The organism is Streptomyces ortus (assembly GCF_026341275.1).
Taxonomy (GTDB): domain Bacteria; phylum Actinomycetota; class Actinomycetes; order Streptomycetales; family Streptomycetaceae; genus Streptomyces; species Streptomyces ortus.
Genome location: NZ_JAIFZO010000002.1, coordinates 2,365,478 through 2,391,676, shown reverse-complemented (window position 1 = coordinate 2,391,676; position 26,199 = coordinate 2,365,478). Strand labels below are relative to the sequence as shown.

At 70.6% G+C, this 26,199-nt stretch carries 25 protein-coding genes and 1 pseudogene; 14 read left to right on the top strand and 12 right to left on the bottom strand.

Annotated elements, in window-relative coordinates:
- Positions 1 to 36: 36 nt before the first annotated feature.
- From K3769_RS13840 to K3769_RS13820, 5 genes are all read left to right on the top strand, one after another.
- Positions 37 to 1,779, top strand: coding sequence for a dolichyl-phosphate-mannose--protein mannosyltransferase (locus tag K3769_RS13840; protein ID WP_267026735.1), 1,743 nt, complete (start codon positions 37 to 39; stop codon positions 1,777 to 1,779).
- A 126-nt stretch (positions 1,780 to 1,905) separates the two neighbouring features.
- Positions 1,906 to 2,262 carry a hypothetical protein gene (locus tag K3769_RS13835; RefSeq protein ID WP_267026734.1) on the top strand — a complete coding sequence of 119 codons (357 nt, stop codon included), beginning with the start codon at positions 1,906 to 1,908 and terminating at the stop codon, positions 2,260 to 2,262.
- A 191-nt stretch (positions 2,263 to 2,453) separates the two neighbouring features.
- On the top strand, positions 2,454 to 2,927 hold the full coding sequence (locus K3769_RS13830; RefSeq protein WP_267026733.1) for a nuclear transport factor 2 family protein: 474 nt from the start codon (positions 2,454 to 2,456) through the stop codon (positions 2,925 to 2,927).
- 167 nt (positions 2,928 to 3,094) lie between these two features.
- A complete protein-coding gene (locus K3769_RS13825) occupies positions 3,095 to 4,729 on the top strand; it encodes a penicillin-binding transpeptidase domain-containing protein (protein ID WP_267026732.1) in 1,635 nt (544 codons plus the stop codon).
- 222 nt (positions 4,730 to 4,951) lie between these two features.
- The gene (locus K3769_RS13820) at positions 4,952 to 6,664 is read left to right on the top strand and encodes a penicillin-binding transpeptidase domain-containing protein (RefSeq protein WP_267026731.1); all 1,713 of its coding nucleotides are present in this window, start codon (positions 4,952 to 4,954) and stop codon (positions 6,662 to 6,664) included.
- Positions 6,665 to 6,720: 56 nt separating this feature from the next.
- On the opposite strand, the gene K3769_RS13815 is transcribed toward K3769_RS13820, so the two are convergent.
- Positions 6,721 to 7,062 carry an SsgA family sporulation/cell division regulator gene (locus K3769_RS13815; protein ID WP_267026730.1) on the bottom strand — a complete coding sequence of 114 codons (342 nt, stop codon included), beginning with the start codon at positions 7,060 to 7,062 and terminating at the stop codon, positions 6,721 to 6,723.
- A 175-nt stretch (positions 7,063 to 7,237) separates the two neighbouring features.
- On the opposite strand from K3769_RS13815, the gene K3769_RS13810 reads away from it, so the two are divergent.
- From K3769_RS13810 to K3769_RS13785, 6 genes are all read left to right on the top strand, one after another.
- Positions 7,238 to 8,317 carry an energy-coupling factor ABC transporter permease gene (locus K3769_RS13810; RefSeq protein ID WP_267026729.1) on the top strand — a complete coding sequence of 360 codons (1,080 nt, stop codon included), beginning with the start codon at positions 7,238 to 7,240 and terminating at the stop codon, positions 8,315 to 8,317.
- Positions 8,318 to 8,331: 14 nt separating this feature from the next.
- The gene (gene cbiQ, locus K3769_RS13805) at positions 8,332 to 9,093 is read left to right on the top strand and encodes a cobalt ECF transporter T component CbiQ (RefSeq protein WP_267026728.1); all 762 of its coding nucleotides are present in this window, start codon (positions 8,332 to 8,334) and stop codon (positions 9,091 to 9,093) included.
- Positions 9,069 to 9,866 (top strand): energy-coupling factor ABC transporter ATP-binding protein, encoded by a 798-nt coding sequence (locus tag K3769_RS13800; protein WP_267026727.1) that lies wholly within the window; start codon positions 9,069 to 9,071, stop codon positions 9,864 to 9,866. Before cbiQ ends, K3769_RS13800 begins: the two co-directional genes overlap by 25 nt.
- 28 nt (positions 9,867 to 9,894) lie before the next feature.
- Positions 9,895 to 11,058: a serine hydrolase domain-containing protein gene (locus K3769_RS13795; RefSeq protein WP_267031362.1), complete on the top strand. Its 1,164-nt coding sequence runs from the start codon at positions 9,895 to 9,897 to the stop codon at positions 11,056 to 11,058.
- Positions 11,059 to 11,419: 361 nt separating this feature from the next.
- A complete protein-coding gene (locus tag K3769_RS13790; protein ID WP_267026726.1) occupies positions 11,420 to 12,274 on the top strand; it encodes a helix-turn-helix domain-containing protein in 855 nt (284 codons plus the stop codon).
- A 104-nt stretch (positions 12,275 to 12,378) separates the two neighbouring features.
- Positions 12,379 to 12,756: a hypothetical protein gene (locus K3769_RS13785; RefSeq protein ID WP_267026725.1), complete on the top strand. Its 378-nt coding sequence runs from the start codon at positions 12,379 to 12,381 to the stop codon at positions 12,754 to 12,756.
- Between the two features lie 200 nt (positions 12,757 to 12,956).
- On the opposite strand, the gene K3769_RS13780 is transcribed toward K3769_RS13785, so the two are convergent.
- From K3769_RS13780 to K3769_RS13760, 5 genes are all read right to left on the bottom strand, one after another.
- Complete coding sequence (locus tag K3769_RS13780; protein WP_267026724.1) at positions 12,957 to 13,199, bottom strand: DUF397 domain-containing protein; 243 nt, start codon at positions 13,197 to 13,199, stop codon at positions 12,957 to 12,959.
- A gap of 267 nt (positions 13,200 to 13,466) precedes the next feature.
- Complete coding sequence (locus K3769_RS13775) at positions 13,467 to 14,312, bottom strand: EamA family transporter (protein ID WP_267026723.1); 846 nt, start codon at positions 14,310 to 14,312, stop codon at positions 13,467 to 13,469.
- Entirely contained in the window at positions 14,309 to 14,824 is a 516-nt protein-coding gene (locus K3769_RS13770; protein ID WP_267026722.1) for a YbaK/EbsC family protein, read from the bottom strand. The genes K3769_RS13775 and K3769_RS13770 overlap by 4 nt, the downstream gene beginning before the upstream one ends.
- 10 nt (positions 14,825 to 14,834) lie before the next feature.
- Positions 14,835 to 15,008, bottom strand: a complete 174-nt coding sequence (locus K3769_RS13765; RefSeq protein ID WP_267026721.1) for a hypothetical protein — start codon at positions 15,006 to 15,008, stop codon at positions 14,835 to 14,837.
- A 38-nt stretch (positions 15,009 to 15,046) separates the two neighbouring features.
- Positions 15,047 to 15,637 carry a TetR/AcrR family transcriptional regulator gene (locus K3769_RS13760; protein ID WP_267026720.1) on the bottom strand — a complete coding sequence of 197 codons (591 nt, stop codon included), beginning with the start codon at positions 15,635 to 15,637 and terminating at the stop codon, positions 15,047 to 15,049.
- A 228-nt stretch (positions 15,638 to 15,865) separates the two neighbouring features.
- Here K3769_RS13760 and K3769_RS13755 point away from each other — a divergent pair, with 228 nt between their 5' ends.
- The gene (locus K3769_RS13755; RefSeq protein ID WP_267031361.1) at positions 15,866 to 19,261 is read left to right on the top strand and encodes a S41 family peptidase; all 3,396 of its coding nucleotides are present in this window, start codon (positions 15,866 to 15,868) and stop codon (positions 19,259 to 19,261) included.
- A 282-nt stretch (positions 19,262 to 19,543) separates the two neighbouring features.
- Here K3769_RS13755 and K3769_RS13750 read toward each other — a convergent pair whose 3' ends face one another.
- From K3769_RS13750 to K3769_RS13735, 4 genes are all read right to left on the bottom strand, one after another.
- The gene (locus K3769_RS13750) at positions 19,544 to 19,765 is read right to left on the bottom strand and encodes a hypothetical protein (protein ID WP_267026719.1); all 222 of its coding nucleotides are present in this window, start codon (positions 19,763 to 19,765) and stop codon (positions 19,544 to 19,546) included.
- Positions 19,766 to 19,859: 94 nt separating this feature from the next.
- On the bottom strand, positions 19,860 to 20,771 hold the full coding sequence (locus K3769_RS13745; RefSeq protein ID WP_267026718.1) for an SDR family oxidoreductase: 912 nt from the start codon (positions 20,769 to 20,771) through the stop codon (positions 19,860 to 19,862).
- On the bottom strand, positions 20,768 to 21,694 hold the full coding sequence (locus tag K3769_RS13740) for an alpha/beta fold hydrolase (protein WP_267026717.1): 927 nt from the start codon (positions 21,692 to 21,694) through the stop codon (positions 20,768 to 20,770). The genes K3769_RS13745 and K3769_RS13740 overlap by 4 nt, the downstream gene beginning before the upstream one ends.
- On the bottom strand, positions 21,691 to 23,331 hold the full coding sequence (locus tag K3769_RS13735) for a flavin-containing monooxygenase (protein ID WP_267026716.1): 1,641 nt from the start codon (positions 23,329 to 23,331) through the stop codon (positions 21,691 to 21,693). The genes K3769_RS13740 and K3769_RS13735 overlap by 4 nt, the downstream gene beginning before the upstream one ends.
- A 201-nt stretch (positions 23,332 to 23,532) precedes the next feature.
- On the opposite strand from K3769_RS13735, the gene K3769_RS13730 reads away from it, so the two are divergent.
- Complete coding sequence (locus K3769_RS13730) at positions 23,533 to 24,156, top strand: MerR family transcriptional regulator (protein ID WP_267031360.1); 624 nt, start codon at positions 23,533 to 23,535, stop codon at positions 24,154 to 24,156.
- A gap of 52 nt (positions 24,157 to 24,208) precedes the next feature.
- Here the strand turns inward: K3769_RS13730 and K3769_RS13725 are convergent, their stop codons facing one another.
- Positions 24,209 to 25,030, bottom strand: coding sequence for an exodeoxyribonuclease III (locus tag K3769_RS13725; protein ID WP_267026715.1), 822 nt, complete (start codon positions 25,028 to 25,030; stop codon positions 24,209 to 24,211).
- An 80-nt stretch (positions 25,031 to 25,110) separates the two neighbouring features.
- Between K3769_RS13725 and K3769_RS13720 the strand changes: the two genes are divergently transcribed.
- Positions 25,111 to 25,587, top strand: a complete 477-nt coding sequence (locus K3769_RS13720) for a GNAT family N-acetyltransferase (protein ID WP_267026714.1) — start codon at positions 25,111 to 25,113, stop codon at positions 25,585 to 25,587.
- A 67-nt stretch (positions 25,588 to 25,654) separates the two neighbouring features.
- Here K3769_RS13720 and K3769_RS13715 read toward each other — a convergent pair.
- Positions 25,655 to 26,194: pseudogene (locus K3769_RS13715) on the bottom strand (isoprenylcysteine carboxyl methyltransferase family protein); the annotation flags it as partial.
- Positions 26,195 to 26,199 lie beyond the last annotated feature (5 nt).

The window sequence follows — 26,199 nt, the reverse complement described above, 5'->3', positions numbered from 1 at the left end:
CGGGACTCACACAGACCTGTTCCCTACGATGGCGCGGTGACAAGTACCGCGTCCTCCACGGACACCCGGCAGGGACAGGGCGTCGAAGAGCAGCGGCCGTCGTGGCAGCAGCGGCTGCGCAGGTTCGGCTACGCGGCCGGATCCAGAGACGACGTCCGCGACCGCCTCGTGCCCGCGTACACCGAGCCCGGCCCACGTCTGTGGGCGGCGATCGGGCTCCGCCAGGAGGCCGCCGAACGCATCGTCCGCTGGTCGGCGTGGGGCGGCCCGCTGCTCATCACGCTGCTGGCGGGCGTGATGCGGTTCTGGAACCTGGGCAGCCCAAAGGCGGTGATATTCGACGAGACGTACTACGCCAAGGACGCCTGGGCGCTCATCCACCGCGGGTTCGAGGTCAACTGGGCCAAGGACGCCAACGACGTGGTCCTGCAGCACGGCGGGAGCATCCGTATCCCGACGGACGCCGCCTACGTGGTGCACCCGCCGGTCGGCAAGTACGTCATCGGGCTCGGCGAGTGGATGTTCGGGTTCACGCCGTTCGGCTGGCGGTTCATGACGGCGCTGCTCGGCACGCTGTCCGTGCTGATGCTGTGCCGCATCGGCCGCCGCCTGTTCCGTTCCACCTTCCTCGGGTGCCTGGCGGGCGCCCTGATGGCCGTGGACGGCCTGCACTTCGTGATGAGCCGCACGGCGCTGCTCGACCTGGTGCTGATGTTCTTCGTCCTCGCGGCGTTCGGCTGCCTGCTCATCGACCGCGACAAGGCCAGGGAACGGCTCGCCGCGGCCCTCCCACCGGACGCCGACGGGCTCGTACGCCCGGACTCCCACACCGCGACGACCACCCGCCTGGGCCTTCGCCCCTGGCGCCTGGCGGCCGGCCTGCTGCTCGGCCTCGCCATCGGCACGAAGTGGAACGGCCTCTACATCCTTGTCGCGTTCGGCCTGCTGACGGTCCTGTGGGACGTCGGCTCGCGGCGGGTGGCGGGCGCGCGCCGCCCCTACCGGGCGGTCCTGCGGCGCGATGTGGGCTGGGCGTTCCTCTCGACGGTCCCGGTGGCGATCGTCACGTACCTCCTGTCCTGGACGGGCTGGTTCCTGTCGGGCACCGACGGCAAGGGCGGCTACTACCGCAACTGGGCCACCGCCGACGGCCGCACCAGCGAGTGGTCCTGGCTGTTCCCCGACTGGTGGCGCAGTCTGTGGCACTACGAGACGCAGGTGTACGACTTCCATGTCGGCCTGCACTCCCCGCACACGTACCAGTCGAACCCGTGGAGCTGGATCGTCACGGGCCGCCCGGTCTCGTACTTCTACGAGTCGCCGCTGCCCGGCAAGGACGGCTGCCCGACGGACGCGGGCGAGAAGTGCGCACGCGAGGTACTGGCTCTCGGCACCCCGCTCCTGTGGTGGGCCGCGGCCTTCGCGATCCTGTACATCCTGTGGCGCTGGCTCTTCCGCCGCGACTGGCGGGCGGGCGCGATCGCCTGCGGCATCGCGGCGGGTTACGTCCCGTGGTTCCTCTACCAGGAACGCACGATCTTCTTCTTCTACGCGATCGTCTTCCTCCCCTTCCTGTGCCTGGCGGTGGCGATGATGATCGGCGCGATGCTGGGCCCCCCGGGCGCCACGGAACGCCGCCGGGTGGTCGGCGCGGCGGCCACAGGCGTCCTGGTCCTCCTGATCGCCTGGAACTTCATCTACTTCTGGCCGATCTACACGGGCCAGGCGATCCCCATCGACTCGTGGCGGTCGCGGATGTGGCTGGACACCTGGGTCTAGGCACCTGGGTCCAGACGGCCGGCCGGACAGCCGGGAGGGCGCGGCGATCTGCCGCGCCCTCTCCGTTTCGGTCCCGTCCACGTCCTGGCCGGGACGCGCCGCGAACAGCGCGCTATCTTCTCGGCCATGAGTGACGGCAAAGTGGCTCTCATAGCCGCGGGCGTGTCTCTGGTCGTCGGCGTTCTCACGGTCGTTGCGTCGATCTCCATCGCCCGCCTGCAGGCCAAGCAGGCGGTCGAGCTCAAGCGCGAGGACCTGCGCACCGAGTACATGGCCGAAGCCGCGATCCGCAGGCTCCTCATGCACACCGACTTCAAGAAGCGGACGTTCGGTGTGATCAAGAAGCGGCTCGGTGACGGGTTCGACGACACGGAACTGCGCAAGCTGCTCGTCCGCGCGGGCGCGGTGAGACTTCCTGACCCGAGGGGCGAGGACCGGGAGCTCTGGGGACTCGTGGAACGCAACACGAACGAACTCGGCTGAACGCCCCTCGCCCCCGGATTACTCCCGGATTAGTCCCGGATTACCCCTGGAGTAATCGACCGCTCTCCCCGCCCCCGGCAGGATCAGGCGCATCGACGGGGCCCCGCCGGGCCCCGGGCCCCGTCAGTCGCAGGCCCAGGCCCAGGCCCAGGCCCAGTCGCAGTCGCAGTCGCAGTCGCGAGGAGATCGTCATGTCTGTCACGTCCGCCGGCGGCACCCCAGTCGTCGCCCCAGCCGGCTCGGTCGGTGGCGTCCCCTCCGCCTCGGCGGCCACCCGGGCCGTCGTGGAGGAGTTCATCGCCGCTCGGGTCGCCGGGGACACCGGGCGGCTCGTCGAGCTGTTCGCCGACCGCGTCGACTGGATGCTCGCCCCGAATCCCACCGTGCCGTGGATCCGGCCGCGGTCCACCGCCGCCGAATGCGCCGCGCAGTTCACGGAGTTGGCGGAGCACACCGTGGCCGAGGACGCGCGTGCCTCCGTCGACGTCTTCCTCGTCGATGGCGCCGACGCCGTCCTTATGGGGCATCTCTCGGGGACCGTACGGACGACGGGGAAGTCCTTCGAGGGGCCGTTCGCGCTGCGTCTCACCGTCGAGGGCGGTCGCATCACCCGGCACCACCTCTACGAGGACGGCCTCGCGATCGCGCGGGCGTGCGCCGCCTGACACTCGGCCGGCGTCGGCCCGTACCGTCCGGCAACCGGGGCCCACGCGCCTAACGATCGGGGAACAGCACCCCCATCCGTCACTCTCCCCGCATACAGTGCGACGCAGGGACACCGTTCTGAACGCGTTCAGAACGGTGCACGGGGAAGATCGGGGAGGGGACGCGAATGCGGAGCGGGGTCAAGGTCGGCATTGTCGGCGGGGTGTTCGCCGTGCTGGTGGGGGGCGCGGGGTACGGCGCGTACAACATCGTGAGCTCCGTCAGCGGGGACGGCGGATCGTCGGCGACCGGTGCCAAGAAGACCGGGCCGCCCTCGCACGACGAGATCGCGGAGACCTCGGAGAAGTTCTTCGCGGCCTGGGAGCAGGGCGACGCCGCCACCGCCGCGGACCTGACGGACAACGCCCTGGCCGCCAAGGAACTCCTCGTCGCCTACGGCGGCCAGGCGCACATCGGGAAAGTGAAGATCACGCCCGGTACGGCGACGGGCGCGACCGTGCCGTTCGAGGTGTCGGCCACCGTCTCGTACGAGGGCAGGAGCAAGCCGCTGGCCTACAAGAGCGAGCTGGCCGTCGTGCGCGGGAAGACCACCGGGCGGGCGCTCGTCGACTGGCAGCCCTCCGTCCTGCACCCGGACCTCAAGACCGGCGACACCCTCGTCACGGGCGAGGCGGCGAGCCCGCCCATCGAGGCGGTGGACCGCAACGGCGTCGTCCTGACGAAGGGGAAGTACCCGTCCCTCGGGCCCGTGCTCGACACCCTGCGCGAGCGGTACGGCGACAAGGCGGGCGGTACTCCCGGCGTCGAGCTCGCGATCCAGCACGCGAGCGAGAGCGCGGGCGACAGCACGCTGGTGACCCTCGCCAAGGGCAAGGCGGGCAAGCTGCCCACGACGATCAGCGCGGGCGCGCAGGCCGCCGCGGAGAAGGCCGTCACGCGGTACGCGGAGTCGTCGGTGGTCGCCGTGAAGCCCAGCACCGGAGAGGTGCTGGCGGTCGCCAACCACCGGGGGGACGCCTTCAACGCGGCCTTCCAGGGCAAGGTCGCCCCCGGCTCCACCATGAAGATCATCACCGCGGCGATGTTCATCGACAACGGCGTGACCGCGATGAACAGCCCGGCGCCCTGTCCGCCGACCGCGACCTGGCAGAGCCAGACCTTCAAGAACCTCACGGGCATGGAGCCCAACGAGAAGGCCACCCTCGCCAACAGCTTCATGCGCTCGTGCAACACGGCCTTCATCAAGCTCATCGACGGCTCCGACGAGCGCCCGCTCACGGACGAGTCGCTCACCACCGAGGCGCAGGAGCGGTTCGGTCTGGGCAAGGACTGGAAGACGGGCATCGTCTCCTTCGACGGCAGCGTCCCCGCGTCCGGCGGCCCGAACCGCGCGGCCAACGCGATCGGCCAGGGCGACGTCCAGATGAACCCGCTGAACATGGCCTCGGTCACGGCGACCGCGATCACGGGCACGTTCCGCCAGCCCTATCTGGTGTCGCCGAAGCTCGACGACCGCGAGATGGCCACCGCCCGCGGTCTGCCGTCCGGCACCTCCGGCCAGCTGAAGCAGATGATGCGGCTCACCGCGACCAGCGGTACCGGCGCGCAGGCCATGGCCGGGCTCGGCGGTGACATCGGCGCCAAGACCGGCTCCGCCGAGGTCGACGGCCAGGAGACGTCCAACAGCTGGTTCACCGGTTACCGGGGCGACATCGCTGCCGCGGCCATGACGGAGGAGGGCGGCCACGGAGGGGACGCGGCGGGTCCGATTGTCGCAGCTGTGCTACGGACGGGCGGCTGAACTCACCCTCACAGGCCGGGACTCTAGGGTGGTGGCTCTCGTTCCAGTAGAGCCGGCAGGGACTCGGGGAGCGTGCGGGACTCGTAGAGTTCCGGAACTCGTGGAGGCTCTGGACTCGTAGAGTTCTGGGACGCGTCCAGGGTCTGGACTGGTAAAGGGCCGGGGCTCGTAAGGGCCGGGCAGGGCGTAGGGCGTCGGGGAAGCAGCGAAGGAACGGAAGCCGTGGGGAACAGAAGGCGCGCACCTGAGCGCGGCAGGACGAGGACGAAGCCCGCCGTCATCGGCGGGATGATCGCCGTCGTCGTCGGCGGCGCGGGGTTCGGCGTGTACGCCCTGTACGGCGGCGGAGCGGCGGCCGACGCGGGCTCCGCCTCCGACGCGAAGCCCGTGAAGAGCGGCCCGCTGTCGGCGGCCGAGGTGAAGTCGACGGCCAAGGCGTTCCTCACGGCCTGGCAGAGCGGTGACGTCGCCAAGGCCGCCGCGGCGACGAACGACACCACGGCGGCGCGCACCCTGCTCACCGGCTACGGCAAGGAGGCGCACATCGAGGATGTGACGCTCACCGCCAAGAAGCGCTCCGGTGACGCCGTGCCGTTCGCCGTCAAGGGCACGGTCGCGTACAAGACCCTGAGCAAGCCTCTCGCGTACGAGTCCGAGCTGACCGTCGTGCGTCGCGCCAAGGACGGGAAACCGCTGGTCGACTGGCATGCGGCGGTCGTGCACCCGGAGCTGGAGGACGGCGACAAGCTGGTCACCGGCGAGGCGGGTACGCCTCCGGTCAAGGCGCTGGACCGGGACGGCGGCGAGCTGACCACCGCCAAGTACCCCTCCCTCGGGACGGTCCTCGACGGTCTTCGGGAGAAGTACGGCAAGAAGGCCGGCGGCAAGGCGGGCGTCGAGCTGCGGGTGATCCGCGCCGGCTCCGAGGACGCCGAGGGCGGCAAGGGCGCCGACACCGCGAAGAAGACGGACGCCGCCGACAAGAACCCGGACAAGACCCTGCTGGAGCTGAGCAAGGGCACGCCCGGCACGGTCCGTACGACGCTCAGCCCGGCCCTGCAGGCGACCGCCGAGCAGCAGGTGGCCGCGAAGTCCAAGGCGTCGGCGGTCATGATCAGGCCGTCGACCGGGGAGATCCTGGCCGTCGCGAACTCGGGGCACGGCTTCAACACCGCCTTCCAGGGCTCGCTGGCCCCCGGCTCGACGATGAAGATCGTCACGGCCTCGCTGCTCATCGAGAAGGGGCTGGCGTCGGTGAACAAGGAGCACCCCTGCCCGAAGTACTCGACGTACGGCGGCTGGAAGTTCCAGAACGACGACAAGTTCCAGATCAAGGGCGGCACGTTCAAGGCGAGCTTCGCGCGCTCCTGCAACACCGCCTTCATCAGCCAGGCCAAGAAGCTGAGCGACGACGACCTGACCAAGCAGGCCCAGCAGGTGTTCGGCCTCGGCATGGACAACTGGGCGATCGGCGTGCCGACCTTCGACGGTTCGGTGCCGGTGCAGTCGCAGGCCCAGAAGGCGGCCTCGCTGATCGGGCAGGGCGGGGTGCGGATGAACCCGCTGAACATGGCGTCGGTCGTCGCCACGGCCAAGACGGGCACGTTCCATCAGCCCTATCTGGTGCCCGCGAGCGTCGACGACCGGACGCTCGCGAAGGGGTCGCGTTCGCTGTCGGCCGACACCCAGGCCCAGCTGAAGGAGCTTCTGCAGTACACGGCCGCGGCCGGTACGGCGGCCGAGGCCATGGCCGGGCTCGGCCCGGACTTCGGGGCCAAGACCGGTTCCGCGGAGGTCGACAACCAGAAGAAGCCCAATGGCTGGTTCACAGCCTGGAAGGGCGATCTGGCCGCCGCGGGCGTGGTGCAGCAGGGCGGCCACGGCGGCGAGACGGCCGGCCCGATCGTGGCGGCGCTCCTGAAGGCGGGCAGCTGACGAAGGCGGGCAGCTGACGATGCGGGCGGGCGGCTGAACCGGTCGGCTCAGTCGGCTCAGTTGGACACAGGCGCGGCCGTGTACGTCCGCCGCAGGAAGCGGATCAGCGTCTTCGCCTCGAACTGCACGACCGCCACTCCCTTCGCCGAGTGGAACTCCATGACGGCCTGGACCCGCCCGCAGGGCCAGATGCGTACGTCACCGGCGGCGGCCGGCGCCCGTAGTCCCTGTTCGAGCAGGTCGCGGGTGAAGACCCACTCGTGGTGGCCGGGCAGCATGATGTGCACCCGTCGGGGGTCGGTCTCGGGGTCGTAGCGAAGGGCCACCGGTACGGCGGGCGGATCCTGCGCCTCGTCCGTCACGATGTGGACGCGCGCGTACTGCTCAACGGCGGACATCGATCGCTCCCTCTTCGAACTGATCCTTCTCCAATGTCGCATATTTTCCGATATGCGCCCCCAGCTGAGTCTCGGCCGTATTCGAGGTCACCTCGCTCTTGCAAGCTGTTCGCATTAAGCCACTATCATCTAACGGTTATCGCCAGTCGGCCTGCCCCCGGAAGCGGAGCCCTCCATGCACGTGCCCGACGGATTCATCAACGCGCCCGTCTCCGTCGCCGCCGGAGCCGTGGCCGCCACGGCGGTCGCGGTGAGCCTGCGCGGCGCCCGCCGTGAGCTGGACGAGCGGACGGCCCCGCTCGCGGGACTGGTCGCCGCGTTCATCTTCGCCGTGCAGATGCTGAACTTCCCGGTCGCGGCCGGCACCAGCGGACATCTGCTCGGAGGCGCGCTCGCCGCGATACTCGTGGGCCCCTTCACCGGGGTCCTCTGCGTCTCGGTCGTGCTCCTCATGCAGGGCATCCTCTTCGCCGACGGCGGCCTCACGGCACTGGGCGTGAACATCACGAACATGGCGGTCGTCACCACGGTCGTGGCCTACGCCGTCTTCCGCGGCCTCGTAAAACTCCTGCCCAGGAAGCGTCGGTCCATTACCGTCTCAGCGTTCGTCGCCGCTGTGATCTCCGTCCCTGCCGCCGCCGCGGCCTTCACGCTGATCTACGCGATCGGCGGCACCACGGACGTCCCGATCGGGCAGGTCCTCACCGCCATGGTCGGCGTCCACGTCCTCATCGGCCTCGGTGAGGCCGCGATCACCGCCCTCACGGTCGGCGCCGTCATCGCCGTACGCCCTGACCTCGTGTACGGGGCCCGCGGCCTGACCGCGCCCCTGAAACTGCGGATCAACGGCGAGCTGGTCGACACCCCCGCCGCCGAGCCCGCCCCCGTCGCCGCCCGGTCCCACCGCAAGGTGTGGCTGGCCGGTCTCGCCACCTCCCTCGTCCTCGCCGGTTTCGTCAGCTTCTACGCCTCGGCGAACCCCGACGGCCTGGAGAAGGTCGCCGCCGACAAGGGCATCGACGCCAAGGCCGAGGACCACGCCGCCGCCGACTCGCCGCTCGCCGACTACGGCGTCGAGGGCCTGACCGACAGCCGGATCTCCGGCGGCCTCGCGGGTGTGATCGGGGTGGGCGTCACGGTCGTCGCGGGTACGGGCGTCTTCTGGGCCGTCCGCAGGCGCCGTACGCCCGAGCCCCAGGCCGGGTCCCGGAGCGGGCCTCAGAACGGGCCCTCGCACGTCGGCGAGTCCGTCTGACATGGAAGGCTGACATGGGTGCCGGTCACGCGCACAAGCTCTACCGGCACGGGCACTCCCCCGTGCACGCTCTGCCGCCGCACACCAAGCTGGCCGCCGTCTTCGCCTTCGTGCTGGTCGTCGTCTCGACCCCGCGGGAGGCGATGTGGGCCTTCGGGCTGTACGCGCTGCTGCTGGCGACCGTGGCGTACGCGGCCCGCGTCCCGGCCGGCTTCGTACTGAAGCGGCTGCTGATCGAGGTGCCGTTCGTGGCCTTCGCCGTGCTGATGCCGTTCGTGGCGCAGGGCGAGCGGGTCGACGTGCTCGGGCTGTCCCTGAGCGTGAACGGCCTGTGGGGCGCCTGGAACGTGCTGGCCAAGGGCACCCTCGGGGTCGCCGCGTCCGTCCTGCTCGCCTCCACGACCGAGCTGCGCGAGCTGCTGCTGGGCCTCCAGCGGCTCCGGCTGCCACCCCTCCTCGTACAGATCGCGTCCTTCATGATCCGTTACGGGGACGTCATCACGGACGAGATGCGGCGGATGCGGATCGCGCGGGAGTCGCGCGGCTTCGAGGCCCGCGGCGTCCGCTCCTGGGGCGTGCTCGCCAAGTCCGCCGGCGCCCTGTTCATCCGCTCCTACGAACGCGGGGAGCGGGTGCACCTGGCCATGGTCAGCCGGGGGTACGCCGGTTCGATGCCGGTCATCGACGAGGTGACCGCGTCGCGCGCGCAGTGGTCGTACGCCTTCGCCCTGCCGTGCGCCGCGCTCGTCGTATGTCTGCTGGGATGGACCCTGTGACCCCTGTGACCGATTCCGCGCCCACTCCCCCCTCCCTGGAGGTGGCCGGGCTGGCCTTCGCCTACCCCGACGGGCACCAGGCCCTCTTCGGCGTGGACTTCAGCGTCGGCCGGGGTGAGCGCGTGGCCCTGCTCGGTCCGAACGGCGCCGGCAAGACGACCCTCGTGCTCCACCTCAACGGCATCCTGACCGGCGGCGCGGGGACGGTGACGGTCGCCGGGCTGCGCGTCGGCAAGAAGCACATGGCGGAGATCCGGCGGAAGGTCGGCATCGTCTTCCAGGACCCGGACGACCAGCTCTTCATGCCGAGCGTGCGCGAGGACGTGGCGTTCGGGCCCGCGTCCGCCGGACTGAAGGGCCCGGAGCTGGAGGCTCGGGTGCGCACGGCCCTGGAACGGGTCGGCATGGAGAGCTTCGCCGACCGGCCGCCGCACCACCTCTCCTTCGGCCAGCGGCGCCGGGTGGCCGTCGCGACCGTGCTGGCGATGGAGCCGGAGATCCTCGTCCTGGACGAGCCGTCGTCCAACCTCGACCCCGCCTCGCGGCGCGAACTCGCCGACATCCTGCGCTCGTTGGACGTGACCGTGCTGATGGTCACGCACGACCTGCCGTACGCCCTCGAACTGTGCCCCCGAGCCCTGATCCTCAGCGACGGCGTGATCGCGGCGGACGGCCGCACCGGCGAACTGCTCTCCGACGAGGAGCTGATGCGGGAGCACCGCCTGGAGCTGCCGTTCGGCTTCGATCCGCGCTCGGTGACAATGGGGGCGTGACGCGGCGAAGGGTACGGACGTGGTGGACGTGAACGTGAACGGCACAGTGGCCGAGGGCTTCGAGCCGGTCAGGGCGGCGTTCGTACGCAACTTCGAGACACTCGGCGACCGGGGCGCGGCGGTGGCCGTGTACCGCGACGGCCGCAAGGTCGTCGACCTGTGGGCGGGCACCAAGGACATCGACGGCGATGACCCGTGGCAGCGCGGCACCGCCCAGATCGTCCGCTCGGCGACCAAGGGCGTCGCTGCGGCGGCACTGCTCCTCCTCCACCAGCGCGGGCAGGTGGACCTGGACGCGCCGGTGGGCGAGTACTGGCCCGAGTTCAAGGCGGCGGGCAAGGAGCGGGTGCTGGTCCGGCATGTGCTCTCGCACCGGGCCGGACTGCCGGTCCTGGACGTGCCGCTGACTGCCGAGGAGTCGCTCGACCCGCTGAAGGGCGCCGAGGCGGTCGCCCGCCAGGCCCCGGTCTGGGAGCCGGGCGCGGACCACGGCTACCACGCGCTGACGTACGGCTGGCTGACCGGTGAGCTGCTGCGGCGCGTCACCGGGGTCGGCATCGGTGACTGGATCGCGCGGGAGATCGCGGGGCCGGTGGGCGCGGACGTGTGGGTCGGGCTGCCGGACGAGGAGGCGGTCCGGGTCGGCAGGGTGGGCCGCGTCGAGACCCCGGCGGGCGACGGGGGCCTGCGGGCCCGCCCGAAGCAGTCGGTGGTGGAGGCCTACGAGGACCCCGACTCCCTCACCCGGCGGGCCTTCGCGGCGATCGCCCCGTTCCCGGACCAGAACGACCCCGCGTACCGGGCGGCGGAGCTCCCCGCGACGAACGGCATCGCGACGGCGGACGGGCTGGCGCGCTTCTACGCGTCCCTGATCGGCGAAGTGGACGGCGGCACGCGCCTGTTCACGGCACCGACCCTGGCGGCGGCTCGCGCGCGGGAGTCGGCGGGCCCGGACCGCGTCCTGGTGATCAACACGAGCTTCGGCCTCGGGTACATGCTCCACGGCTCGGCGTCCCCGTTCCTGGCCGCGGGCTCCTTCGGCCACCCGGGCCGCGGCGGCTCCCTGGGCTTCGCGGCCCCGGAGTCGGGAATCGCCTTCGGCTACGTCACGAACGGCTTCCGCAAATCGGTCACGGCGGATCCGCGGGCGCAGGGGTTGGTACGGGCGCTGCGGGGCGCGTTGTCGCTCTAGGCGACGACAGACAACGGGGGCGGGCGGTGGCGCACCAGGCCACCCCGACGTGCATCGCCACGGAGAGCCCCTGCCTACACGTGACGTGCGTCACCTTCGCACACCATCGCTCAGCCGGTCGATTAGACATATGTCTTTTGGGTAGAAGCATCCCGAGGACAGCATCCCGCCCTACGCAATTGTAAGGCTCCAGATGGATGAACTTCGTTCGAATGTGTCAGGCTGGCGCCTTCGAACGGGTAAGGTCACGAGCGAACTGCGGCACCTTTCAGCACGCACGCAGACCTGACCTTCCGCTGGGTCGCGTTCGGCAGGTTGCACCTTTTCGGCGCGTCCAGCGTCACCCGTAAAGGAGCACACCGTGCCTACCGCCTCTGACCCCAGCCTCAACCGCCGCAAGCTACGCCTGGCGCTGAAGGTCGCGCGCGACAAGACGAGCCTGACGCAGCGGGAAGCTGCGGAGCGGCTGGACTGGTCTCTGTCGAAGATCATTCGCATTGAGGCGGGCACGGTCAGCCTGTCGGTCACCGACCTGCAGGCGATGCTTCGCCTGTACGAGGTGACTGACGACGCGCTTGTCGAACAGCTGGAACAAGCAGCCCGCGGCAGCAAGGGTCAGTCCTGGTGGTCCGAGTACAACGACATCATCAGCCCGCCCTTCGCCCAGTACCTGGGCTACGAGAACTCAGCCGACGGCATGCGCACATACCACCCGACAATGATTCCTGGCCTGTTGCAGACCACGGACTACATGACCGCCTTCTTCGACGCCTCGCCTCCCACCACGCCCCGCCAGCGGGTCATCGATCTCCGGACCGCTCGGCAGGATCACGTCTTCAGCGAGAACGGCCTGTCCATGGAGGTGATCATCGATGAATCGGCGCTGCGTCGACTCGTCGGCGGGGCGAGCACCATGCGCCAGCAACTGGCCCACATCAAGGAGTTGGCCACCGGCAACAGTGTCTCCATCCGAGCACTGCCCTTCAGCGCCGGAGCCCACGACAGCCTGGAGAACAGCTTCATCCTCCTCAGTTTTCACGACGACGAGGACGTTCTGTACGTGGCCGGGCCCGGTGGCGTTCTCACCAACCGGGACAACCGTGTCATGGTCGCCCGTTTCCAGGAGTGCTTCGAAGACCTGACCGACAAAGCACTCGACCAGGACCAGACCGTCGCACTGCTTGATGAACTCCTGGACCAACTGAGCCGTTCCTGATTCCGACCAGGCACCGACGGGGGCACAAGGCTATGGCGAAAGCGAAACGGAGGCGAGAAGACCGTCGTGCGGGCGTCGGCCGCTCCCCCACGATCTCCCGCCCCGTGGACAAGGCTCCCACCTGCGAACCGTCGGTGCCAAGCTCCCTGACCTCGTCGGGCATCGCCAGCGACGATGCCTGCGCTCGGCTGCGACGCCTACGTCATGACGAGACCGAGAACGCGATACGCCGCCGCAGAGCCCACACGGACGATCTGATCCGAGTGCTGCGCAATCTGACCGCGCTCGCCCTGTTCTCCTCGATGACCCTCTCGCTGATCGTCTATGCCGGAGTGCAGACAGGAATCCCGCCCGAGATATGTCTGGGAGGCAGCCTCAGTCTCGCCGTCGTTCTGATCAAAACTTTCGCGAAGGCATTCGAGTCGGTGCGCCCCTCGCTACCGGACGCACCAAGAGACCCACCGTCCACCGATGAGCCGTAGCGGGCGACGAGGCCCACCACCAGCCGGCAGCGACGGTGACCACCAGCAGGACCAGCCCCCACACGAGGAACCGGACAGCCATTTCCCTGCCCAGCAGGGACGCGGCCGCGCCGGCCGTGGTGGCGAGCGTCGCGGTCACCGCGCAATAGGCCGTGAATTCCTTGCGCCCGGGCCGTGCACGCGCGCCGCACGCGGCTGGATCAGATGTGTTCATGGCCACCCCCGACAGACGGTGGACTGCCGAAGTGCGCTACCGCGATCTGCCACGCCGACCGAGTGAAGCCGAGTACTGCCCTCTCGGGGAGCTTGGAGTCGCGCACCTTGACCTCGGTCGCAAGAAAAGCAACTTCACAGCAGTTGTCGTTGCCGGTCTCACTGTACGTGCTCTTTCGCCATGAAACCGAGGCAAGTCCCTCGTCCAACACCGGCCCTCCAAGCGGCATCACGCCACATTCACGATCACGAAAAGCCTGGAGGGCAGGAGCGGACCATCCTCCAGGCACACGAAAAGCCAACGGCCCGCCACGGTTACGGGGGTTCTACCCACATCGGTCCGCACTCAACAGGAGGGGCCCGGCCCCCTGGGTCTTTCGGCCAGCGCGCGTATGCCGGGCACGGAGGTGCCTGGGCCATCCAACGGTCCGGCTGTGCGGTGGCCCGCCGGATGGACCGGCGCACCGGAGGAACGACGGACGGCCGCCGCCACCCGCCTACCCCGCGTGCAGCATCAGCCCGATCCCGACCACCACCAGCCCCGCCGCCGCGATGCGTGGGGCGCCGAATCTCTCCTTGAAGAACACCGCTCCGATGGCCGCCCCCACGATGATGCTCGACTCGCGCAGCGCCGCCACCGGGGCCAGTTCCGCGCGGGTCTGGGCCCACAGGACCAGGCCGTACGCGGCGACGGACAGGGCCGCGCCGAGGAGGCCCACCGCGGCGAACGGGCGTAGTACGGGGAGGAGTTCGCCGCGCCAGCGGTGCAGCGCGTACGCCGGGACGGCCACCCCCTCCACCGCCATCAGCCAGGCGATGTAGGCGAGGGAGGAGCCCGAGGCGCGTACGCCCAGGCCGTCCACGACCGTGTAGGCCGCGATGGTCAGGCCGGTCGCGAGCGCCGCGACGATCGCCGCCCAGTTCGGCCGGCTCCCGCGCAGGCCCCACAGCGCGACGCCGGTCAGGCCCGCGCACGACACCGCGATGCCCGCCGCCGCCCAGCCGTCGGGCACCTCGTGGGCGAAGAGGGCCGCGAACAGGGTGACCACCAGGGGCGCGGTGCCGCGCGCGATCGGGTACGCCTGGCCGAAGTCGCCCAGGCGGAAGGAACGCATGAGGAGGACGTAGTACGCGACGTGGATGACCGCCGAGGCGATCAGGTACGGCCAGGCCCCCGCGGCCGGGAACGGTACGAACGGAATCATGGCCAGGCCGATGAGGGCGCCGCCGCCCGCTATCAGTGTGAATCCGACCAGCTTGTCGGTGATCCGGTGGGCTATCGCGTTCCAGCCGGCGTGGGTGACCGCCGCGACCAGGACGGCCGCGGTGACCAGCGGAGTCACGCGGTCCGCTCCCGGACGTCCACCAGGGTGCCGCCGGCATGGTCGACCAGGGTCCTCGGGGCCATCGGGAACACGGAGTACGGGGTGCCCGCGGCGGCCCACACGATGTCGTGGTCCAGCAGCGAACGGTCGGCCAGGACACGGGTCTTGCTGCGGTGTCCGAAGGGAGGGACGCCGCCGATCGCGTAACCGGTCGTCTCCCGTACGAGATCCGCCCTGGCCCTGGTGACCTTCTCGGCGCCCAGCGCGTGCTGGACGAGTTCGAGGTCCACGCGGGACGAGCCGTCCATCAGGACGAGGACCGGGACGCCGTCCGCGGCGAAGATCAACGACTTGCAGATCTCGCTGAGTTCGCAGCCGAGTGCGGCGGCGGCCTCGGCGGCGGTACGGGTCGCCTCGGGGAAGCGGCGGATCCGCGGGAGCAGGTCGTCGAGACCCAACTTCCGCGCGGCCTCGGCGAAACGGGGGTGGGCTCCGGACTCTTCGGTGCCGTCAGCGGCGCTCGTCGTCATACCCGGCACGCTAGCGGTGCGTGTACGACGCAGGCGAACGGGTTGCGGGGTGTGCGCGGCGCGGGTCGCCGGACCGGCCGACGGAAAGCCGGCCGACGGAAAGCCGGCCGATGGCGAGCCCACCGATGGCGAGGCAGCCGATGAAGCCGCCGAAGACCGCCGTCATGACGACTACAACCGTCACGGTCACCGCCACCGCCGCCGAGTCGGGCGGGAGCGCAATCAGGCGACGAGGGCGGGGACGACCACCGCGTCGATGTACGAGGCGAGGAACGCCTGCGTGGGCGGCTCGTCGTCGATCATCGTCCGGGCCACGAAGGCCCCGATGATCATGTGCAGCACGTAGTCGATCGCGCGGTTGTCCGCACGGACCTCGCCGCGGTCGACGGCACGCTGCACCACCTGGCGCATCTCCCCCAGTTCCGGTTCGACCAGCCACTCCCTCAGGGCGGTCAGCAGCTCGGGGTTCGAGTGGGCCGCCGTCCCCAGGGCGCGCATGAGGGAGGAGTTCTGCTCCATCTCACAGTCGCCCTGGCGGGTCGTCATCGCGTGCAGGTCCCCCCGCAGGGAACCGGTGTCCACGCTGGCGAGGCCGGTCGGTTTGTGGTGCCGGACCGACCTGGCGACCAGTTCGGCCTTGCCGCCCCACTGGCGGTAGAGGGTGGCCTTGCTCGACCGGGTGCGGGCCGCCACGGCGTCCATGGTCAGGGAGTCGTAACCGACCTCCCGGAGCAGGTCGAGCACGGCCTCGTACAACTCGGCCTCGCGCTCGGGCGTGAGCCGGCTGCGACGCGTCGTTGCTGTCTCAGCCATCCCATTCACCGCTTCCATTCGAACGAAACTGTCTCGTACTCCCCCGAAGATACCCTGCACGTCAACGAAACGAAACCGTTTCGTACGTGTGGTGGGTCACGCGTCCGTCCGCGACCACGAGTTGCCGGGCCCCGCCCACCGGAAAAGCATGGGTGGGTGAGCGACGAGAACGAGACCGGGAACGAGTACACGTACGCGTCCGGGGCCGGCCGCGGTTCCGCCTCCTACCTGCGGTTCCCGCATCTCGGCGGGGACCGGCTCTGCTTCGTGGCCGAGGACGATCTCTGGGTGGCCCCCCTCGACGGGCCCGGCCGCGCCTGGCGGGTGACCGTTGACCGGACCAAGGTCAGCCACCCGCGCTTCTCCCCCGACGGACGGCACCTCGCGTACACGACCTGGCGCAGTCTCGTGCCGGAGATCCACCTGGCCCCCGTCGACGGCGGCCCCGCCCGGCGGCTCACCTACTGGGGCAACGCCGACACCCGGGTCTGCGGCTGGTCGCCCCCCGACGCGGAAGGCACCTGCGAGATCCTCGCCGTCGCCTCGCACGGGGAGCCCTTCTCCTACTACACCTGGGCCTACAGCGTGCCGGTCGACGGCGAGCCCGGCCGCAAACTGCCGTGGGGCCCGGTCTCCGACCTCGCGGTCGCCGATGTCGACGGCGAGCGCAGGACCCTGCTCCTCACCGGTACGCCCCCGCACGAGCCCGCCGCCTGGAAGCGCTACCGCGGTGGCGCCACCGGGCGGCTCTGGCTGCACGGCCGGCGCCTGCTCGCCGACCTCGACGGGCACCTGGACTCGCCGATGTTCGTCGGTGACCGGATCGCCTTCCTCTCCGACCACGAGGGCGTCGGCAACCTGTACTCGTGCCTGCACGACGGCTCCGGCCTGCGGCGCCACACCGATCACGACGCGTTCTACGCCCGGCACGCGTCCAGCGACGGCAGCCGCGTCGTCTACCAGTGCGCGGGCGATCTGTGGATCGTCGACGACCTGGCCGCGGACGCCCGGCCGCGCCGCCTCGACGTCCGGCTCGGCGGGCCGCGCGCGGGACGCCGCCCCTACCAGGTGCCGGCCGCCCAGCACGTCGACGGGATCTCCGTGGACGAGACGGGCCGGGCGAGCGCGGTCGTCGTCCGCGGCAGCCTGTACTGGCTCACGCACCGCGACGGCCCGGCGCGCACCATCGCCGACACCCCGGGCGTCCGCGTCCGGCTGCCGGAGATGCTCGGCAGCGGCGGGCAGGTGGCGTACGTGACGGACGCGGAGGGCGAGGACGCCGTCGAGATCGCGTATCTGCCGCGTGCGACGGGTGCCCGCGAGCCCCGCCGGCTGGCCGCGGGGAGGCTGGGCCGCGTCCTGGAACTCGTCTCCGACCCGAAGGGCGAACGACTCGCGATCGCCGCGCACGACGGCCGCCTGCTGCTGCTCACCGTGGACGAGGACGAGAACGAGAACGAGGACGAAGACAAGGACAAGGAGGGTGAGAGGGGTGAGAGGGATGAGGGGGGCGAGAGGGGCGGGACCGGTGGGGTCACTGAACTCGTCCGGTCCGTCAACGGGCCCGTACGCGACCTCGCCTTCTCCCCCGACGGCACCTGGCTGACCTGGTCGCATCCGGGCATCGGCCGCACCCTCCGCCAGATCAAGCTGGCGCGGATCGACGGGCCCGGCGCCCGCACGGTGGTCGACGTCACCAACGGCCGATTCGAGGACGAGAACCCGGTCTTCACCCGCGACGGCCGCTTCCTCGCCTTCCTCTCCTGGCGCGGCTTCGACCCGGTGTACGACGTCCACACCGGCGACCTCTCCTTCCCGCTGGGCTGCCGCCCGTACCTCGTACCGCTGTCCTCGGCGACCCCGTCCCCGTTCGCGCTGACCCCCGAGGGCCGCCCGGCGGCCGGCGGCCTGGACGACGAGGGCGGTGGAGGCGGGGACGGGGGGCCGGGGACGGTGACCGTCGAGACCGAGGGTCTGGAGAGCCGGGTGACGCCGTTCCCGGTCACGGCCTCCAAGTACTCGGCGCTGTACCCGGTCGCGGGCGGCGGGCTCGTCTGGCTGCGCTGGCCGATCTCGGGGGCGCTGGGCGAGACGTTCGCGAACCCGGACGACACCAGCGGCCGGCCGACCCTGGAGTACTTCAACCTCGCCAAGGCGAAGAAGTCCGAACTCGTCGACCACCTCGACTGGTTCGCGCCCAGCGGCGACGGCAGCCGACTCGTCGTGATCGACGAGGGAGAGCTGCGGGCCGTCCCGTCCACCGAGCCGGGCGACGGGGACACGACCGTCTGGATCGACCTGCGCCGCATCCTGCACGAGGCCGACCCGGCCGCGGAATGGCGTCAGGCGTACGCCGAGGCGGGCCGCCTCATCCACGCGTACTTCTGGGAACCCGGCATGTGCGGCATCGACTGGCCGGGCGTCCTCGACCAGTACCGTCCGCTGGTCGAACGGGTCGCGTCCCCGGACGAGTTCGCGGACCTGCTCCGCGAGGTACTGGGCGAACTGGGCACCTCGCACGCGTACGTGGTCGCCGCGCGGCGCAACGAAGGGCCGCCGCACTACCAGCGCCCCCAGGGCCTGCTGGGCGCCAACTTCGTCCGCAGGGACGGGAACTGGGTCGTCAAGCGCATCCTGCCCGGTGACTCCTCCGACTCCAAGGCGCGCTCACCGCTGGCCGGTACGGGCATCCGCGAGGGCGCGCGGCTGACGCATGTGGACGGGCGGCCGGTGGACCCGGTCACCGGCCCGTTCCCGCTGCTCGCGGGGGCGGGCGGTACGACGGTGGAACTCACCTTCACCCCGGCGGAGGACTCGGGGAGTACGACGAATACGGCGAGTACGGCGAGTAGGGCGAGTACGGGGTGTTCGCGCCGGGTGGCGGTGGTCCCCCTGGTCGACGAGCGCCCGCTCCGCTACCAGGACTGGGTGGCCAAACGCCGCGCTGTGGTACGGGAGTTGAGCGGCGGCCGGTGCGGCTATCTGCACATCCCCGACATGGGGGGCTCGGGCTGGGCCCAGTTCAACCGCGATCTGCGGATGGAGGTGTCACGGCCCGCCCTCATCGTCGACGTACGCGGCAACGCGGGCGGCCACATCAGCGAGCTGGTCATCGAGAAACTCACCCGTACGATCATGGGCTGGGACCTGACCCGCAACGCGCAGCCGGTGTCGTACGCGTCCAACGCCCCGCGCGGGCCGGTGGTCGCGCTGGCCGACGAGATGACCTCGTCGGACGGCGACATGATCACCGCCGCCTTCAAACTGCTGAAACTGGGGCCGGTGGTGGGGCAGCGCACGTGGGGCGGGGTGGTCGGGATGACCGGGCGCCACGAACTGGGGGACGGGTCGGTCATCACGGTTCCGATGAACGCGGCGTTCTTCGACGCGTACGGGTGGGGTGTGGAGAACCACGGGGTCGCTCCTGACCTGGAGGTGCTGCGTACACCTCTCGACTGGGCGGAGGGGCGGCACGCGCAGTTGGACGACGCGGTGCGGCTGGCTCTGGACCTGCTGGCCCTTCACCCGGCGGCGACCCCACCCCCCTACACGAACCTCCCCGACCGGTCCCGCCCCCGGCTGCCACCTCGCCCCTGCCGGGGGGATGGAGAAGGGTGGGACTGACCGAGTCGCTGCATCCTGCGGGCGGTAGGGGCGGGCCGCGCAGTTCCCCGCACCCCTGACGGGGCGCCCGTCAGGAGCGCACTTTCAGGGGCGCACTTTTGGGGGCGCGGGGAACGGCGCAGTCCTTTCGCCCTTCAGGGGCGCGGGGAACTGCGCAACCACCCCCCACCCACCAACGCGCCCCCACAGACAACGAAAAACGTGGGGCACCCCACAGAAGAGGGCACCCCACGTCAATTCCGGCCAAGGCCGAACGCTGAAAGCTCAGCCGAGTCGGACGTCTCAGACGTCGAACTCGTCACGCCGCTCAGACCGCTCCGACCGCTCCGGTCGCTCAGACCGCTCGGGCCGCTCACGGTCGGGCCGCTCCCGCTCGGCGGGACGCTCACGCTCGGGCATCTGCTGCCCACGCTCGCCCACCTGGTCACGACGCTCGCCGAGCCGCTGCTTCGCGTTGCGCTGAAGCTCGTCGGTCTTGTCCTGGAACTGGTCCTTCATGGCCATGAGGTTCACTCCCGTTTTGGGTGAGGGGGTTGGGCCTCGACCAGCGTGACACGCCCGGACATCACGCGCATTTCGGTCAGTTACGGTCGGTGACTCACAGTGTTCCGACCTTGTCCTGCCCGGTTTCCTCCCCCGTGGTCCGACCCGTCTCGTCAGCCTCCCCGCCCGCACCGACGAGCCCCGTCCCGACACTCCCCAGCCGCGGTGCGAACCGCCGCATCTCCCGCTGCCCGACGGTCCCGATGAGCGCCGGAAGGTATCCCCGTATCCCCTGCATCCCGCGCAGCCACCACTGCCCGTACACATGGCTGGACCTGCGCTCGATCCCGGCCACGATCCGGTCGACGGCGGGACCGAGCGGGTACGTCTTGTTGGCGGGCCACGGCAGCCGCTGCCGCAACTCCCGCATGACGTCGTCCTGGTCGGCCCCGCGCACCATGTCGGTGTCGGTCCAGGAGAGGTACCCGACCCCGACGCGTACGCCCTTGTACCCGACCTCGGCCCGCAGGCTGTGCGCGTACGCCTCGACGCCCGACTTGGACGCGCAGTACGCGCTCATCATCGGCGCGGGCGTGATCGCGGCGAGCGAGGCGATCTGGAGCAGATAGCCGCGGCTCTCCATGAGGACGGGCAGGAAGGCCCGGGCGGTGACGGCCGAACCGATGAGGTTCACCTCGATGACCCGCCGCCAGGCGACCGGGTCGGAGTCGACGAAAGGACCGCCGTTGGCGACCCCGGCGTTGGCGACGACGATGTCGACCTTCCCGAACCGCGCCTTCACCTCCCGCGCGACCTCCGCCATCGCCTCGTGGTCGGTGACGTCGGCGTGCCAGTACCCGCTCTCGCCGTGCAGCCGCTCGGAGACACCCTTCAGTTCCTCGGGTTCGAGACCTACGAGCGCGACGGTGGCGCCGCGCGCGGAGAGCTTGCGGGCGAGGAGTTCCCCGACACCCCGCGCGGCCCCCGTGACGACGGCGACCTGTCCTTGAAGACCGACCCTGCTCATGCGCCCTCCTTGAGCACTGCGTAGTTGGCGACGAGTTCCCGTATCCGGGCGGTGACCAGGTCGGGTGCCTCGATGGGGGTCATGTGCCCGATTCCGGGCAGCTCGGTGGAGCCGACGCAGTTCGGCAGCGCGGCGACCAGGGAGCGTGCGTGCACGGGGGGCGTCAGCCGGTCGGCCGTACCGACCACGACCGCGGTGGGCACGTGCAACTCCCTTACCGCGTGGTCGAGATCGAGCAGGTCGAGCACCTTCGACCAGGAATACCGCACCTGCCGGGGACACGCGTGCACGATCCGCGCGCACGCCTCGACCATGACCGGCGCCGAACCGGGCCCCATGGTCCCGTACTTGAGGATCCGCCGGGCGAGCGGTGTGACCGGTCCGAGCGGCGCCCGCGACCCGAGGATCCGCTTCGTCAGCCAGGTACGCGACCGGCCGGGCCGCATCGGCAGCATCAGCGACTCGGCGACCAGCCCTGAACTGCCCGTGCTGCACAGGAGTACCGCGGCGGCGTGCTCACGGAACCCGGCCCGCTCCGACGCGGCGATCAGCGTCATCCCGCCCATGGAGTGCCCGACGAGAACCGCCTTCTCGCCCGGCGCGAGGGTGGCCGCGAGCACCGCCTCCAGGTCGTCGGCGAGCCCGTCCGTGCTGCACGCGGGGCTGGCGGGACTGCGCCCGTGTCCGCGCTGGTCGTAGACGATCACCCGGTGGTCGGCGGCGAGATCCCGTATCTGCGCCGCCCAGAAGGCGGTCGAGCACGTCCAGCCGTGCGCGAGCACCACCGCGGGGGCGGCCGGGTCGTCCACGGCTCCGTGCACCTCGACGTGCAACCGTGCTCCGTCGGCGGAGACCGCGGTCAGCTCGCGTGCGGGGACGGGCGGCGCGTAGGGGCCGGCGGCCTCGCGCGTCAGTCGGCTCATGCTTCTGCCTCGGCCTTCTTCTTGGTACGGGCGGCCGGTTTCGCGGGCTGCGCGGCCGATGCCGGTACGAATTCGGATTCGGGAACGGATTCGGGAACGGGTTCGGGAACAGGTTCGGGAACGGGTTCGGGAACAGGTTCGGGAACGGGTTCGGGTGTGGGCGCGGGTCGCCGGATCAGGTCGTACTCCGCCAGATCCACGTGCCTGGTCGCGCCCCGGAACTCGGTGGTCGTGCCCGGCCAGACGGTCGTGTTGACGCCGTTCTCGTCGAGGTACCAGCTGGTGCAGCCGCCCGTGGACCAGACCGTCCGCTCCATGCGCTTCTGGACGCGGTCGTTCCAGGCGTCGACCGCGGCGGGGCGCGCGTCGAGGGCGGCCCGGCCGCCGAGCACGTCCAACTGCCGTACGTAGTCGGCCAGGTAGTTCAGCTGGGACTCGATCATCAGGATCATGCTGGAGTTCCCGAGGCCCGTGTTGGGTCCGACGATCGTCAGCCAGTTGGGGAACCCGGCGGCGGTCGCGCCCCGCAGCGACCGCATGCCGGACGCCGACCACGCCTCGGCGAGCGTCTTCCCCTCCGCGCCGACGACCCGGTCGGCGATGGGCATGTCGGTGACGTGGAACCCCGTACCGAAGACGATCGCGTCGACCTCGGTCCCGGTGCCGTCGGCGGCGACGACGGTGGAGCCGTGGATCTCCCGGAGTCCGCTCGCGACGACGTCCACGTTGGGCTTCGCGAGGGCCGGGTAGTACGTGCTGGACAGCAGGATGCGCTTGCAGCCGATGCGGTAGGACGGGGTCAGCTTGGACCGCAGTTCCGGATCCTTGATGGCCCGGAACATGTTCCGCTCGGCGACCCGCTCGACCAGCCCCAGCTCGTTCGGACGCTTGGTGAACGCCTGGACCTGCAACTCCCGGATCCCCCACAGGAGTCCGCGCCGCAGCCGGGCCGTGACGGGCAGCGTCCGGTGCAGCAGGCGCTCGGCGCCGCTGACGGCCCGGTCCACACGCGGCAGCACCCAGGGCGGGGTGCGCTGGAAGAGGGTCAGCTTCGCGACCTCGGGCTGGATCGCCGGGACGATCTGGATGGCCGAGGCGCCGGTGCCGATCACCGCGACCCGCTTGCCGCGCAGGTCGTAGCCGTGGTCCCAGCGGGCCGAGTGGAAGACCTTGCCGGGGAAGGTGTCTAGCCCCGGCACGTCCGGCATCTTGGGGTCGGAGAGCGCCCCGGTGGCGGAGACCACGAGGTCGGCGGTGAGGGTGCCGCTGCCGGTCTCGATCACCCAGCGCAGCCGCTCGCCGTCCCACGTCATCAGCTTCACCTCGGTGTTGAGGCGCAGATGGGCCCGCAGCCCGAAGACGTCGGTGACGTGCTCCAGATAGGCGCGGATGTGTTCCTGCCCGGAGAAGGTGCGCGGCCAGTCGGGGTTGGGCGCGAAGGAGAACGAGTAGAGGTGGGAGGGCACGTCGCAGGCGCAGCCGGGATAGCTGTTGTCCCGCCAGGTCCCGCCCACGCTGTCGGCCCGCTCCAGGACGACGAAGTCGGTGACGCCCTCGCGGCGCAGCCGCACGGCGGCTCCCAGCCCGGCGAAACCGGAGCCGATCACCGCCACCCGTACATGTTCGTGCTCGGTCATCCCGATGCCTCCATGCCGCGTCCGTGCCACATACGACCGCGCCAGTGAACACTGGCGCAATGGGAGACTAGAACAGCTCCGTACTCATGGGTAGGGGTTGCGCGCAGGAAAGTTACCGACGGTACGACCAGCGCCACGACTGGCGGTACGACCGGCGGTACGACATAGGGTGCCGATGTGGCGGACAAGCGGGAGTACCGAATGGAGGAGCTGGCCCAGGAGGCCGGCATCACCGTGCGCACGCTGCGCTTCTACCGCGAGCGGAAGCTGATCCCGCCACCGCGCCGCGAGGGCCGCATCGCCTGGTACGACGAGGACCACCTCGCCCGGCTGCGCACGATCGCCGCCCTCCTGGAGCGCGGCCACACCCTCAACGGCATCGCGGAACTGGCCGAGGCGTTCGACCACGGCCGTGACGTGGGTGAACTGCTGGGGCTCGGCGTACCCACGGAGGAGACCCCGGTCCGCCTCTCCCCCGAGGAACTGGCCGACGTCTTCGCGGGCCAGGCGACCCCGGAGAACCTCGCCGCGTCCCTGGACCTCGGCTACCTCGCCACCGACGGCACGGACATCGTCCACATCAGCCGCCGGCTCCTGGACACCTCGGCGGCGCTCGTCCGCGAGGGCATCCCGCTCGCGGACATCCTCGCGGCGGCCCTGCGCGTACGCGAACACGCCGACGCGCTGGCCGAGCTGTTCACCGACCTGGTCCTCACCACGGACCGCACCCCGGAAGACCTCCAACGCCTGCGCCCCCTGGCGAAGAGCGTGGTGGAGGCGGAACTCTCGATGGCACTGGACCGACGGCTGCGGAAGCGGCCGTGAACCTCAGAAACGGGTCCCGCCGGTCACCGGTCGCACATCAACTGCCGACAGGTCACCGGTCGTAGACCACGGTCACCGGCGCGTGGTCCGACCAGCGCTCCCCGTGCGTCGCCGCCCGCTCCACGAACCCCTTGACGGCCCGGGCCGCGAGTCCGGGCGTGGCGACGTGGTAGTCGATCCGCCACCCCGAGTCGTTGTCGAAGGCCCGTCCCCGGTACGACCACCACGAGTACGGCCCGTCCACGTCGGGATGCAGCGCGCGTACGACATCGACGTACCCGGCCCCGTCGGCGCCGCCGCCCTCCGCGTCGGTGAGGACCTTCCCCAGCCACTTCCGCTCCTCCGGCAGGAAGCCGGAACTCTTCTGGTTGGCCCGCCAGTTCTTGAGGTCGGCCGGCTGGTGGGCGATGTTCCAGTCGCCGCACACGACGACCTCGCGCCCCTCTGCGGCGGCCCGCGTGCGCAGTCCCTTCAGATAGGTGAGGAACTCGTCCATGAACCGGATCTTCTCGTCCTGCCGCTCGGTCCCGACCTCGCCCGAGGGCAGGTACAGACTGGCGACGGTGACCCCGGGCAGGTCGGCCTCGACATAGCGCCCGCTGCCGTCGAACTCGGCCGACCCGAAGCCGACCTGGACGCGGTCGGGCTCGCGGCGCGTGTAGAGGGAGACACCGGCCCGCCCCTTCGCGGCGGCGGGCGCGTGCACGACGTGCCACCCCTCGGGCTGCCGTACGCCCTCCGGGAGCTGCTCGGGCTCGGCCCGTACCTCCTGGAGGCACAGGACGTCGGCGGACGTCTCCGCCAGCCACTCCACGAAACCCTTTTTGGCGGCGGCCCGGAGCCCGTTTACATTCACAGAGGTCACAGTGAGCACCCGGGCACGATACCGGCACGCTGGACGAGCACCACGCACCCCTCCATAACCGCCTACTGCATAGAAGTACGATGCTTGGCATGGATATACGCCGGGTCGCCTTCGACCACCCCGACGCCGTCAAGCTCAACGACGAGGTGCAGGCCGAGTACGCCGTGCGCTACGGGGACGAGGGCGATGTCACCCCGCTCGACCCGTCGATGTTCGAGCCGCCGCTCGGCCTCTACCTGATCGCGTACGACGCCGCGGACCGGCCCGTGGCCACCGGCGGCTGGCGCAGCCAGGACGAGAACGACGAGGGCTACTCGGACGGCGACGCCGAGCTCAAGCGCATGTTCGTGATCGCTCAGGCCCGCGGCCACGGCCTCGCCCGCCGCATCCTCGGCGCCCTGGAGGCGGACGCGCGGGCGGCGGGCCGCACCCGCATGGTCCTGGAGACCGGCAACAAGCAGCCGGAGGCCATCGCCCTGTACGCGTCCAGCGGCTACGAGCCCTGCGTCAAGTTCGGCCACTACCGCTTCCACGAGGACAGCCGCTGCTACGCGAAGCCTCTGTGAGGAGTGGCACGCCACTTCGGGGGCCCGTCGACGAGGTCGGGGGACAGTTCCCCGAACTGTCCCGAGCCGCCGGTCCCACCGCGGGCCACAGCACCGCGTTCTCCGTGCGGACGCGGACGACGAGCCACATCGTGTTGGCGACGGTGAAGAGCGTGCCAGTCACCCATGCGGTGTGGACGAGGGGCAGCGCGACGCCTTCGAACAGGACGATGAGGTAGTTGGGGTGCCGCATCCAGCGGTAGGGCCCGGTGGTGATCAGCGGTAGCCCGGGCACGACGATGACCCGGGTGTTCCATCGGGGACCGAGCACCCTCATGCACCATGCGCGGCCCGCCTGCACGAGGATGAGGACGGCCAGCGCCGGCCAGCCGATCAGCGGGACGAAGGCACGTCCGGTGAGAGCGACCTCTGCGACGGTCCCCACGAGCAGGCAGACATGCAGGGTGATCATGACGGAGTAGTGGCGTCGCCCGTACTCGACACCGCCGCGGTCGATGGCCCAGCGTGCGTTGCGGCGGGCGGTTGTCACTTCGACCAGGCGCACGACGGCCACCGCGGTGACGAGGACGAGCAGGCTCACGGGAATCGTCACCCGGCCAAGGGACATGTCGG

What these genes read in the sequence shown, in the direction of transcription:
- K3769_RS13750 (WP_267026719.1), bottom strand. Translation starts at nt 19,765, where the DNA reads ATGGCCATGAAGGACCAGTTCCAGGACAAGACCGACGAGCTTCAGCGC.
- K3769_RS13810 (WP_267026729.1), top strand. Translation starts at nt 7,238, where the DNA reads ATGCACGTGCCCGACGGATTCATCAACGCGCCCGTCTCCGTCGCCGCC.
- K3769_RS13800 (WP_267026727.1), top strand. Translation starts at nt 9,069, where the DNA reads ATGTCTGCTGGGATGGACCCTGTGACCCCTGTGACCGATTCCGCGCCC.
- K3769_RS13835 (WP_267026734.1), top strand. Translation starts at nt 1,906, where the DNA reads ATGAGTGACGGCAAAGTGGCTCTCATAGCCGCGGGCGTGTCTCTGGTC.
- K3769_RS13825 (WP_267026732.1), top strand. Translation starts at nt 3,095, where the DNA reads ATGCGGAGCGGGGTCAAGGTCGGCATTGTCGGCGGGGTGTTCGCCGTG.
- K3769_RS13770 (WP_267026722.1), bottom strand. Translation starts at nt 14,824, where the DNA reads ATGACGACGAGCGCCGCTGACGGCACCGAAGAGTCCGGAGCCCACCCC.
- cbiQ (WP_267026728.1), top strand. Translation starts at nt 8,332, where the DNA reads ATGGGTGCCGGTCACGCGCACAAGCTCTACCGGCACGGGCACTCCCCC.
- K3769_RS13720 (WP_267026714.1), top strand. Translation starts at nt 25,111, where the DNA reads ATGGATATACGCCGGGTCGCCTTCGACCACCCCGACGCCGTCAAGCTC.
- K3769_RS13735 (WP_267026716.1), bottom strand. Translation starts at nt 23,331, where the DNA reads ATGACCGAGCACGAACATGTACGGGTGGCGGTGATCGGCTCCGGTTTC.
- K3769_RS13815 (WP_267026730.1), bottom strand. Translation starts at nt 7,062, where the DNA reads ATGTCCGCCGTTGAGCAGTACGCGCGCGTCCACATCGTGACGGACGAG.
- K3769_RS13740 (WP_267026717.1), bottom strand. Translation starts at nt 21,694, where the DNA reads ATGAGCCGACTGACGCGCGAGGCCGCCGGCCCCTACGCGCCGCCCGTC.
- K3769_RS13730 (WP_267031360.1), top strand. Translation starts at nt 23,533, where the DNA reads ATGGAGGAGCTGGCCCAGGAGGCCGGCATCACCGTGCGCACGCTGCGC.
- K3769_RS13745 (WP_267026718.1), bottom strand. Translation starts at nt 20,771, where the DNA reads ATGAGCAGGGTCGGTCTTCAAGGACAGGTCGCCGTCGTCACGGGGGCC.
- K3769_RS13780 (WP_267026724.1), bottom strand. Translation starts at nt 13,199, where the DNA reads ATGCCGCTTGGAGGGCCGGTGTTGGACGAGGGACTTGCCTCGGTTTCA.
- K3769_RS13760 (WP_267026720.1), bottom strand. Translation starts at nt 15,637, where the DNA reads ATGGCTGAGACAGCAACGACGCGTCGCAGCCGGCTCACGCCCGAGCGC.
- K3769_RS13830 (WP_267026733.1), top strand. Translation starts at nt 2,454, where the DNA reads ATGTCTGTCACGTCCGCCGGCGGCACCCCAGTCGTCGCCCCAGCCGGC.